At 41.0% G+C, this 11107-nt stretch carries 9 protein-coding genes; 7 read left to right on the top strand and 2 right to left on the bottom strand.

Annotated features, from left to right (window positions below):
* The first annotated feature begins 26 nt into the window (after positions 1–26).
* Complete coding sequence (locus U0033_RS28280; protein WP_072364598.1) at positions 27–359, top strand: HopJ type III effector protein; 333 nt, start codon at positions 27–29, stop codon at positions 357–359.
* An 89-nt stretch (positions 360–448) separates the two neighbouring features.
* On the opposite strand, the gene U0033_RS28275 is transcribed toward U0033_RS28280, so the two are convergent.
* The gene (locus tag U0033_RS28275) at positions 449–3004 is read right to left on the bottom strand and encodes a glycoside hydrolase family 31 protein (RefSeq protein WP_072364600.1); all 2556 of its coding nucleotides are present in this window, start codon (positions 3002–3004) and stop codon (positions 449–451) included.
* A 144-nt stretch (positions 3005–3148) separates the two neighbouring features.
* On the opposite strand from U0033_RS28275, the gene U0033_RS28270 reads away from it, so the two are divergent.
* The 6 genes from U0033_RS28270 (at position 3149) to U0033_RS28245 (ending at position 10365) form a co-directional block, all read left to right on the top strand.
* A complete protein-coding gene (locus U0033_RS28270) occupies positions 3149–3637 on the top strand; it encodes a hypothetical protein (RefSeq protein ID WP_072364602.1) in 489 nt (162 codons plus the stop codon).
* Positions 3638–3791: 154 nt separating this feature from the next.
* Entirely contained in the window at positions 3792–4883 is a 1092-nt protein-coding gene (locus U0033_RS28265; RefSeq protein ID WP_072364604.1) for a hypothetical protein, read from the top strand.
* A gap of 613 nt (positions 4884–5496) precedes the next feature.
* On the top strand, positions 5497–7704 hold the full coding sequence (locus U0033_RS28260; RefSeq protein WP_083571794.1) for a GH92 family glycosyl hydrolase: 2208 nt from the start codon (positions 5497–5499) through the stop codon (positions 7702–7704).
* A gap of 459 nt (positions 7705–8163) precedes the next feature.
* Positions 8164–8781, top strand: coding sequence for a hypothetical protein (locus U0033_RS28255; RefSeq protein ID WP_072364607.1), 618 nt, complete (start codon positions 8164–8166; stop codon positions 8779–8781).
* Positions 8774–9871 (top strand): DNA-processing protein DprA, encoded by a 1098-nt coding sequence (locus U0033_RS28250; protein ID WP_072364609.1) that lies wholly within the window; start codon positions 8774–8776, stop codon positions 9869–9871. Before U0033_RS28255 ends, U0033_RS28250 begins: the two co-directional genes overlap by 8 nt.
* Positions 9862–10365, top strand: coding sequence for an HAD family hydrolase (locus U0033_RS28245; protein WP_072364611.1), 504 nt, complete (start codon positions 9862–9864; stop codon positions 10363–10365). Before U0033_RS28250 ends, U0033_RS28245 begins: the two co-directional genes overlap by 10 nt.
* On the opposite strand, the gene U0033_RS28240 is transcribed toward U0033_RS28245, so the two are convergent.
* Positions 10359–10952 carry a hypothetical protein gene (locus U0033_RS28240; RefSeq protein ID WP_072364613.1) on the bottom strand — a complete coding sequence of 198 codons (594 nt, stop codon included), beginning with the start codon at positions 10950–10952 and terminating at the stop codon, positions 10359–10361. The genes U0033_RS28245 and U0033_RS28240 overlap by 7 nt on opposite strands.
* Positions 10953–11107 lie beyond the last annotated feature (155 nt).

Here is an 11107-nt window from a genome sequence, read left to right as displayed (position 1 = left end):
AATCAAAAATTTATATTTTTGAAGGTATGAGAGAAGCAATTTTGAATAAATTAAAAGAAAATTCACTTTCCTTTAAAGAGGTGATTGAATTTATTGAAGCGGGTTATACACATCAGCCTACGGCATTTAAGAATGGAGCGGTGTATAACGAGGCGACACAGAACCAGGGTAGTGCGAAGGTGTTTGGTTTTGCGAAATTGAATGGGTGGAGTAAGGAGGAGACCTTGTTATTATTTGCGGAGCATTACCAGGCGGTGTTAGGTCATCCGGATGCGACGGATCATCAGAATATCAGGCAGTTTATGCAGCATGGTTGGGATGGGATTGTGTTTGAGGGCACGGCGCTGACAGCGAAATAATTGTAAACAGGTTGTATTGAAACAATTTAAAAGGGTTCATGATAGACATCATGAACCCTTCTCCTTTATTGCTCGTCTATTTAAAAAAACTATTTTTTAGGCTCCAATGGTTCTGTTATTTTTCTGAGTGTATTTGCATTCACACCAGGATAACTCTTCATTGTTTGTATGCATGGTAATATTTCTCTATTCAATTTCTCAATCAGTGATACTGTTTGTTCAGGATGATATTGAATCTGTGAAGAAATATTGGACAGTGACAGGATACAATCTGATGTATTCGCTACCCAGTCAATCCTGGCAGTTTCATACTTCATTTCTTCTGTTGACTGTGGTAAGCGTTTCAGGATGACAGCTGCCTGGTAGAGCAGGTTTTCCTTTCCTTTGCCAGCTACATTTGGTGTAACTTTCACTTCCAGCTGTTCTGCACAGGAGGTAGCAGGAATGCTTACTACGGCCATCAATCCATTGGCTTCATATTTCCAGGTAGCTGGTTTACCGTTCACGGTAATAGCAGCAGGTGGATAAATGGAAGGATACCTGATCTCGTAACTTCTGGCTGATGCCATGCCTTTGTAAGCTCCTTCACGTGGAGAGATGGTCAGCACCATTTCACCATCAGCAGCCACTACATTTTTCACAGGTGTGATACCGTAACCTTTGTCTTTATATTCTTCAGAGTTGCCATCATCTTCATACAACCTTGTAGCACCGCTACCACCGGGGATCACTGTCAACACCAGTGTATCGGATTGCTTTTGCAGGTTTTTGATATTTCCATACATAGGAATGATGCTGCCGCCCTTAATGAATACAGGCACCTGGTCTAAGGTATATGTGTTTTCTACGAACCTGTTACCTGTTACGAGGGAACCGGAGAAATAATCGAACCATTGACCGGCAGGTAACCAAACTTTCTTGGTAGAAAGATGTGTAAGGCTGTCTGCTTTTGCTGTAACCGGTGCTACGATCATATCATTACCAAACATGTACTGTTCCTTTGCGGTATAAGCTTCCGCAGCTTCAGAATAATCATAGTACATAGGACGGCAGATGGATACACCTGAATCGTAGGCTTCGTGGGAAGCGGTATAGATATAAGGATTCAATGTATAGCGGAGCTGGTAAGCATTCAGCATCATTTTGTAATGTTCAGGGAATTTCCAGATCCTGCGTTCATTGAATGCACTCTTTGAACAGTGGGTTCTGAAGATCGGGCTGAAAGTACCGAACTGAATCCAGCGGAGGTATAATTCAGGATCAGGATTATCAGCTACGTGACCACCAATATCGTGGCTCCAGTAGCCATAACCAACGTTACTTGCGGTTGCGGTGAAGTAAGGTTGGTAAGCTAATCCAGCCCAGGTACTGCGGCTATCACCGGAAAAACCGATCTGATAGCGGTGATTGCCCAAGCCACCCCAGCGGTGGAATAAAAGTGGGCGACCGCCTTCGCGTTGTTTGTCGGTGAAGAATGCGTAGTTCAGCCACCATGTATTGCTCAGGCCTTTCAGGTTGCGGTTTTCCAGCCATTGTTGCCAGTCGAGCCACCAGAAATCGATGCCTTGTTTTTCTATTGGATGCAGGACACTATCGAAATAGATCTTTGTCCATTTTTTATCTTCAATTTTGAAAGGGATATTTTTCTGACCGGTGGTATCGAAGCCGTAGGCTTTGGCGAAGGAATTATATTGATCTTCCATCGGAGCGATACCTGAGGCTGGGTGCAGGTTGAGTGCGGTTTTTACACCACGTTTATGCGCCCAGGTGAGGAATTCTTCTGGTTCAGGGAAGAGGTTTTTATTCCAGGTATAGCCAGTCCATCCTTTTGGTTCGCCCATCATATCTCTTTTCCATTCCATGTTCAGGCCCCAGGTATAGTGCCAGTCCATGTCGATGATCAGTACATCGATAGGGATGTTGTAAGTGGTGAAATCGTTGAGGAGGCTTCTGAGTTCATTGTCAGAGTATGTCCAGTAACGTGACCACCAGTAGCCGAATGCATATTTCGGCGGCATAGGAATTTTACCTGCTACGCGGGTGTAGTCGTATAAGGCTTTCTTATACTCGTGACCGTAGCCGAAGAAGTACCAGTCCTGTTTATCACCTTCAGCGCGGGTGGTAGCCCAATCCCAGTCTTTGTCTCCGTCGAAGAGGAACTGTTTGGAATCGTCGATGAGGGTCCAACCGCTTTTTGAGAGGATACCATCTTCGAGTTTTGCATCACCATCGGTGTTATCGAGCGTACGGGTGGTGCCTTTAAGATTCAGGGAATCTTTGAGGCCGGGTACCCAGTCAACTTTTCGACCGTTGAGGGTGAGGGTGATCTTCAGGTTGTCTTTAGAAAACTTGCCTGCGTTCTTTTTGTAGCGCAGGGTAAGATTGCTGGTTTTTATTTCGAGAAATTCGCCTGATTCCTTTTTTTGGAAGGGGGTGACAGGGAGGTTTCTGTTGATAAAAACGAGGGAGGCTCTGTCCTCAAAGGCGGCTTTGTCATTCCATTCCATGCGGATGAGGCTGGGCGTGAGAATGGTAAAGCGGGCATTGCCGGTGGTCACTTGTGAGGCCGGGTTGGCCACAGGGTTTTGAGACCGGGCTGTGAGGGAGAGGAAAAGCAGGAAAATGTTGAGAACTCTGTAACTCATGATTTGACGCGGAAATTCTAGTAAGGCGGGAAGATAGGGAGATTATTTGGAGGGAAACATGATGGTTGTCAGCGGGTCGGGAGATTTTGTTCCCCTTATATTATTATATATATTCACGCTACATTTTTAAACCCATATTGAGTAATGAAAACAACTCTTTCGATTTTATTAATTTTCATTTGTTCGCTAAATGGTTTTGCGCAGAAAAAATGGAATACTGAGATCCCCAAGCAAATCATTATCGTTAGAAGTACAAAGAGTTATGATGAGGCATTGACGGCAGCAAAGGATGCGTCAAAGAAGCTGGGGAAGAAACTGGATCTGCGTGATTTGGTTCCGGATAAAAAGATCGGACTAACCTGGCCGGAGGGTCTTTGTAAAACAGGAGAAAGCGATGAAAAATATTTCCCGTATTACCCGGCGAGAGGAGATGGCAATGCGGAGAATGATGATTATATTTCTGTAGAGTATTCTGATGGATATAAGGGCTTTGCAAAAGGGTTTTATATCGTGGTGGCAGGGATCACAGATGCGAGTGGGGTGGCAGCAGCGAAGCAGCTGGCAGATGTGAAGAAGGTGTATAAGGATGCGTATGGTAAGCGGGCGATGATCTGGTATGGAACGATGGATTAAAGAGTTTGAAAAGGTTGTTCTGGTTGGGGCAACCTTTTTTTTATGAGATGTACTGGGCATAGCAGGGAGTGATGAATGCTACAATAGTGAATAGACAATGGGCCTGGGTCATTTTTAGCTATAGTTTAGGATGTATTAAAGTAATGAATAATTTATGCAACACCTGATATTTGATAACAACAGCGGGAAGTCAATTACATTAACCTGTGAGGAGACGACGCTGATTACGGAAACGAATACTGCGGGGAAAGTGAAGACTGCCAGTAAGTCTTTTGCAGATCATAAAGAGGCGGTTACGCAGTTTTTAAAAAAGGAATGGGAGCTATTGAAAAAAGGCGCTGTAATGAAGGCGCCAACTGCAGCGTTGGGGCATCCTCTGTTACATATTTATTTGGGGAAGGGGTATACGGGGTGTTTATCGTTTGCAGCAACGCCGCATGGGGTGTATGTTTACCGGCCTGGTGATGAGCAAAGAGATGAGTTGGTACGTATAACAGCGGATGGAAATATTGCGGAGGTGCTGATCTTGCCGGGCTTACTGGCATGGGAGATTTGTTACGATGCGCAGCGGAATATGATGTTGCTGGATCTGGATCATTATATTTATCAGTATGATTTTTCGGCTTTTACTCAATTGACGCATGGACTGGATAAGCCAGCCAGTTTTGCCAGTATAGGTGGTGATACCTGGGCGTATGCAACACATCCTGCTTATTATATTAATTCGAAAAAGTTTCCATTGGATGTAGAATTTGTCAATGGTTCTATTCCCTTTTGTGCAAAACTTTCACCGGATGGAAAGTTGTTGGCATTACATCATAAAGTGGGGGAAATACAAGTCATCAGTACGGAAGATGATAGTGTGGTGAATACGCTGAGAGGGGATTTTAAGATAGCGGAGCAGTTGTTATGGACGAGGGATAGTAGCCAGATTATTGTGCATGAATTGTATGGTGGGATACGCTTTTTTGAGATGGTGACGGGAGACGAGGTGAGTGAGGAAGGTTTGATGATACCTGAGGCGTATTCGAAGGATGTAGGTGATTGTTGTTTGAATGAGGAGAATTCATTGTTGGTTTGTGTGCAGCGAACGCGTGGGTATGTGTTTGATTTTGTAAAGAAGGAGTTTTTGTATGAGTTTCCGTTGCAGCATTGTGTGAAGAGGGCGCAGGTGAGGTTTATGGATGATAAGACTGTGGGGGTGAGAACGGATTATGGGTGTTTTAGTATTTATCGGGTGAAATAATACCTGCGCAAAAAGACTGCGCACTAATGATATTATCTTTGTATGGTCAGGGAAAAATAAATAATCCCGGTGTCGTAGAGAAGGAATTCTTCGTTCCAGGTGGAGATGCTGGTACTTAGTCCTGGCCTGAAAGGGGCCCTGGATGATAAGCGCCACCGTAAGTGCCTTTTCGAATCATTACCCGGTTCTATTTTTAAGATATTCAGGTGCCGTTTAAAACGAAATACTTCGATCCTTAAGGGGAGGAATAGTGTAACAGCTATCCGGTTCGACTCCGGCATTCGAGTGCCCCACCTTTCATTTTCGTTTTGGGTATTGCCCTGGAAGTTATTGTAAGTGTCGTAAAGTAGAGTTACTTCGATTGCGGTTCGGGAGGTTGCAGGTTCGAGTCCTGCTTTCGCGGTAAAATGCGGAATAGCGTAATGGTAGCGCGCCAATACTTTACTTGATTGTTACCTTACATTATTATCAGATCGCCTCTTTGGGGCGATCTTTTTTTTTAATGATTTTCAAGATCATTGTTTTTTTAAATAATATTTTTGACTATTAAGACAGCAAACCTTCCGGCGATCCACGGGCCGTGAAGGGCCTTAATCATTTAACCTTTACAATAATGATTTTAAAAATTAAGAGTACGCAGGTCCGACTAATGATCGTATTTCTTTTCTGCATTCAGTGCAAACAGCTGCTAGCGCAGAAAAGCAGCGGGGGCAATTACGCTGAGAAAGTAAACACCCTTATTGGTTCGAAAGGAAAAGGCCACGGGATCCAAGAGCGGTATCTTGAAGCGGGATATACGTTTCCCGGGGCTATGTACCCCTTTGGTATGGTACAGTTTACGCCAACATTTTTCACGGAAGAAAAGGGGTTTGTTGTAAATCAACTCAGTGGGGCTGGCTGTGAACATTTGGGAAATTTCCCGATGCTTCCGCTGCCAGGAGCACTTAAGACTTCGCCCGATTCGATGCTGCACCTGGATCCCCAATACCAGGTTAAGAGTGCGGTAGCAGGGTATTACCAGGTAAAGGTGAAAGCGAAAATTGATTGTGAGCTTACCGTTACGAAAAGAACGGGGATGGCAAGAATGCGCGGCCTGGCCTCAGAGAAAAAGATGACGGTAGTGATCGGATCAGGCATTAATTCAACCACCATCACTGATGCTCAAATCAAAATAACCGGCCCGGGAAAATGTGAGGGGTATGCAAATACCGGTTCCTTCTGCGGATCTCCCTCTACCCTAAAGGTATATTTTGTGGCAGCATTCGATGCCCGTCCGACAGCTTCCGGCACATGGAAGGATAAAGTTATTCAGGCTTCTTCCACATCCGCAACAGGAGAGAATTCTGGTGCCTATTTTACTTTTGATATTTCTTCAGGGAAACCGGTGGGCTATAAATTCGCCATTTCCTATGTCTCACTTGAAAATGCCAGGCAGAATCTTGCTGCTGAAAACCCGGGATGGTCATTTGACCAGGTAAAGCAGGAAGCGACAGCCGCCTGGAATAAATACCTGGGGAAAATAGAAGTTTCCGGCGGCAAGACCGACCAGGTTACCCAATTCTATACACATTTATATCACTCTTTTGGACATCCGAACGTTTTCAATGATGTAAATGGTGAATACAGTGGTGCAGACCACCAGGTGCATAAAGTGGAAAAGGGTGATTATTATACCTCATTCAGCAACTGGGATACCTATAGAACCCAGGGGCAGCTGATCAGTATGTTGGCTCCCAAGGAAATGTCTGATATGGTTGCTTCCCAACTGGCATTTGCAGAACAATCAGGCGGAGGATTTGCCCGATGGATCATGGGAGACACTGAAACGGGCATTATGCAGGGCGATCCCACCGCTATACTGGTTGCCAATGCCTATGCTTTCGGTGCCAGGGATTTTGATTCAAAGAAAGCACTGGCCATCATGCGAAGGGGAGCTGAGGTGCCCGGAACGAAATCACAGAATATTCTCACGCGCCCTTACCTGGAGCAGTATCTTAAGAAAGGATATATGCATGCTTCAATGATGCTAGAATATACTTCTGCAGACTTTGCCATTGGTCGTTTTGCACTGGAAGCATTTAATGACAGCACGCTTTGGCGTAGTTATCTGAAAAGAGCGCAGGCATGGAAAAACCTGTATAACCCATCTACCGGCTGGCTGCAATCAAGGAATGAAGATGGATCCTGGAAAAAATATGATGAAGATTGGCGCGAGGCTAGTTATAAAAACTATTTCTGGATGGTACCTTATAACCTGGATGGACTGGTTGAATTATCAGGTGGGAAAGCGAAAGCAGAACAGCGGTTGGATGAGTTCTTTAGTAAGCTCAATGCCAGTTACAACCAGGAATGGTTTGCTGCTGGTAATGAGCCTGATTTTCAGGTTCCATGGGTATATAACTGGGTTCGTGCGCCTTATAAAACCCAGGAGACAGTATGGCGGATCCTTAATGAACAGTATAGTAACCGTGATAATGGTCTGCCTGGAAATGATGATCTTGGGGCGATGGGGGCATGGTATGTTTTTGCTGGAGTTGGGTTATATCCGATGGTTCCGGGGGTGGCTGGTTTCTCTGTTAATAGTCCAATTTTTTCTTCTATTCATATTCATTTGGGAACGGGGAAAACGCTGGTTATACGGGGCGGAGATGCCGGGAAAAAATATATTAAGGCTTTGAAGTTAAATGGTGTGGCATTGGATGGAACGTGGATTCGGTGGGGTGATATTAGAAATGGTGGGGCGCTTGAATTTACTTTGGATGGAGTGGCAGATAAGAATTGGGGAACGAAGGGGGTGCCACCTTCTTATGACAATGATTAAAGATTTTTAAAAGAGGGCGTCTTATAAGACGCCCTCTTTTTGTTACCCCGGCTGTATTGATAACCGGTCAATAATGGATAATTCCGTTTTCTTAATAAAGGAAAAAGGTTCACAATTAGTAATTGTGAACCTTCAATTAAGTGCAAGCGGTAAGAAAAACATTACAGCTTTTTGTGGAGCTGGCGGGAATCGAACTAATTTGTCCTATTTCCTCTCCAATATAATGACATGCTATAATCTGCATAATAAACTTTCGTCTCTATAATAGGCAAAGTAACCTAATTAGTCTCTCTTTTCCTAAACTATTTTCCCACCAATTCTGCCGCAATAATTCATCCCAAAATATTTTTTAAATGTTGCAACACTAGTTTGGAATAAAAACTATATATTCATAAAAATTTAGCCCATCTTTTCGAAATCCCTGATACTATTTTAACAATTATCCCAAAACACCACATTATGATTGACTTTACAACTGACTGTTCAAGATTGGGCGTTTATGGCGCTTGGCACTTAGTTTTTTACCTTTCAAAATACCGTAATACACCAGGTACTTATTCTAATTATATTATTAAATTTAAAGAGAAAGAGGTTGATGTTATAAAAGCATGGACAAAATGGGCGCTAATTGAAATTCCAAAACTTAATATTCATTTTGATTATATTATTAGAGCTTTGGGTAGTGCAGAATTGCGCCATCAACCTGATAGCAAGGGATTGGATATAATTGGTGGATGGCTGGCTAAAAAAATGTCTTCTGTCTATTGTCCAGAAGTATTGATGAAAACACGCGTCACTAAACCAATGCACACGTTAAAGACAAGGCCAGAAAGAGAAGCTGAAATGCATATGGCTTATGTAGTAGCTGATAAAAAGTTTGATTTAAATAATAAAAATATTCTTATAATTGACGATGTAACGACGGCTAAAATTACTACAGCTGAAATGTTAAGAGCTTTAAGAGTCGAATGGCCTAGAGCAAGATTTTATATTTTTTGCTTAGGAAAGACGGAATATGAAGATTATCTAAATGATGTTGTACCAATAAATATTTTTAATAAGTTATTGAATGTTTAGTTTATCTATAGAACAAATTATAAAGATTATGTCGATGCCTAAAATAGGGCGTAAGACAGCTTACAAACTAATAAACGAGATTAATTATAATATTTCCGATGATAGGGATTTGTTAGATTTTTTGAATGAAAAAGGTAAATCATATAGGTTGCCTTTTTATTCACAAGATGATTTTAATTCTGCCATAATTGATGCTGAACGGATATTGACAGATTCCGAAAAACAAGGTATCAAAATGCTTTCATATAAGGATGATAATTATCCTGTTTTATTGAAGAAGTCCAATGATTACCCAATTATTCTGAACTACAAAGGAAATATTAACCTGCTTAATGAAATGCCTACTGTAGCTATAATTGGTACTAGAGAACCTACAGAATGGGGAATGAAGTTTGGAATTAGATTGTCTGAAGTATTTGCTGAACAGAAATTTAATGTTGTAAGTGGTTTAGCAAAAGGGTGTGATGCTGCTGGTCATAGGGGAGCATTGAATGTTAAAGGTATTACCACAGCTGTATTAGCACATGGATTGGACAAGGTTTATCCCAAAGAGAACAAACCGTTAGCAGCAGAGATATTAGAGAATGGAGGATTGCTTGTTTCAGAATATTTTGTTGGGCAAGGTGCGTTGTCAAATTTTTTTGTTGAAAGAGACCGAATTCAGGCAGGGTTGAGTTTGGGAACCATTGTAATTGAGACAGATGTAAAAGGTGGAACAATGCATACTGTAGGTTTTACCCTTGATAATGGTAGAATACTTTCAGCTGTCAATCATCCCGAAAATTTGAAGAAGGAACCTAAAACACAGGGGAATCAATTATTGATTAGAGAGCGCAAAGCCAGACCTGTATTTGATAAATCTGAAGTAGATAAACTCATGCTGGACTTATCATCAAGGTTTAACGAACTAAATATACAATGTGAAGGTAGTTACAGTATTTCTACTAAAATCAAACCAATTGCAGATGTTGATTTAACAATAAAATTAAATGAAACTGAATCTAATAATGATTTAGAATTAACTAAAGAAAAGAAAACAAAAGGGAGGAAAAGTAAAAATAAACCACCACAACCTGGACTATGGGATTAATATTTGATTTAGACCAAACAATAATTGACAGTTCCCTTGCCGAATCATATAGAAGTGCAAGAAACTGGTCAGCTGTTTATTCAACAATTGGGAATTTTACAGTCTATGAAGGAATTGTTGATATATTAGGTGACGCGAAAGCAAAAGGAATAAAGATTTGCATTGTGACATCAAGCCCTAGTACATATTGTAATAGGGTTTTGTCGCATTTTAATATTCCACATGATTATACCGTATGTTATCATGATACTACCCGACGAAAACCACATCCAGAACCAATATTGAAAGGATTGCAGTATCTCAATCTCCCTGCTAATAAAGTGCTATCATTTGGTGACAGAGATATTGATATTGTTGCTTCTAATGCTGCAAAAGTCGCATCAGTGGCTTGTACATGGGGATGTTCAGATGTACAAACTTTGAAGGCTGCTAAACCAAGCTATATTGTTAATAGCCCCCGTGAAATTTATGACCTAATAAAAATGGTTTATTGACCTCCAATTACCCAAAGTAACTTATCGAGCATTCTGTTTTCCCGTATTATTTCAATTTTTTTTAGATGCGGAAAATTACTTTCCACTTTCCTTGCCATTAATTCAATCACATCAAGGCAATATTCTAAATCAGATTTATTTGAATTAATAAATTCCTTTACCCCGTTCAAGTAATCTTTATAGGTACAATTTCTTATTCCAATTGCATTCATACCTCTTGAATCCAACGGTAGTACATAATAGGGGTTGTTGAGAAATAAAACCTTAGATGAAAACGATAACGGTCGTTTACCGTGTGCATATTTAGATTTGAACAAATAATCTGATAACCCATCAACATCATCACATTGTTCGCTTAAACACCAAGTTTTGACCTTTTTTAAGACATTTCTTTGATACTGTTTACCTATGCTTCGAATTATTTTAAACTCCGCCAAAAAGGCTGTAAATGAAAATTCAGAATCATTCAAGTATAGTTCGCTAGCTTCTTGCTTGAATTTTTGAAATCTATTAATATAATATAAATCTGTCTCATAAAAATAAAGAAATTGTCCTATCGCTCTAATCCTTAAACGTTCATCAATCATTTGTTGACTTTTTTACAAAAATAGACTTCATTTACTTGAATATCAAATAATTATAATATTTTCATTTTGATAGTGCAATTTTCAAATTGGATAAATTTTGGCAATGATACTATGAAGGTCAATTTAATAATCCTTATAGTAACCGTATGAGTATT

Source organism: Chitinophaga sancti (assembly GCF_034424315.1).
Taxonomy (GTDB): Bacteria; Bacteroidota; Bacteroidia; order Chitinophagales; family Chitinophagaceae; genus Chitinophaga; species Chitinophaga sancti.
This window is presented reverse-complemented; position numbering and strand designations above follow the sequence as displayed.

What these genes read in the sequence shown, in the direction of transcription:
- U0033_RS28280 (WP_072364598.1), top strand. Translation starts at nt 27, where the DNA reads ATGAGAGAAGCAATTTTGAATAAATTAAAAGAAAATTCACTTTCCTTT.
- U0033_RS28275 (WP_072364600.1), bottom strand. Translation starts at nt 3,004, where the DNA reads ATGAGTTACAGAGTTCTCAACATTTTCCTGCTTTTCCTCTCCCTCACA.
- U0033_RS28270 (WP_072364602.1), top strand. Translation starts at nt 3,149, where the DNA reads ATGAAAACAACTCTTTCGATTTTATTAATTTTCATTTGTTCGCTAAAT.
- U0033_RS28265 (WP_072364604.1), top strand. Translation starts at nt 3,792, where the DNA reads ATGCAACACCTGATATTTGATAACAACAGCGGGAAGTCAATTACATTA.
- U0033_RS28260 (WP_083571794.1), top strand. Translation starts at nt 5,497, where the DNA reads ATGATTTTAAAAATTAAGAGTACGCAGGTCCGACTAATGATCGTATTT.
- U0033_RS28255 (WP_072364607.1), top strand. Translation starts at nt 8,164, where the DNA reads ATGATTGACTTTACAACTGACTGTTCAAGATTGGGCGTTTATGGCGCT.
- U0033_RS28250 (WP_072364609.1), top strand. Translation starts at nt 8,774, where the DNA reads ATGTTTAGTTTATCTATAGAACAAATTATAAAGATTATGTCGATGCCT.
- U0033_RS28245 (WP_072364611.1), top strand. Translation starts at nt 9,862, where the DNA reads ATGGGATTAATATTTGATTTAGACCAAACAATAATTGACAGTTCCCTT.
- U0033_RS28240 (WP_072364613.1), bottom strand. Translation starts at nt 10,952, where the DNA reads ATGATTGATGAACGTTTAAGGATTAGAGCGATAGGACAATTTCTTTAT.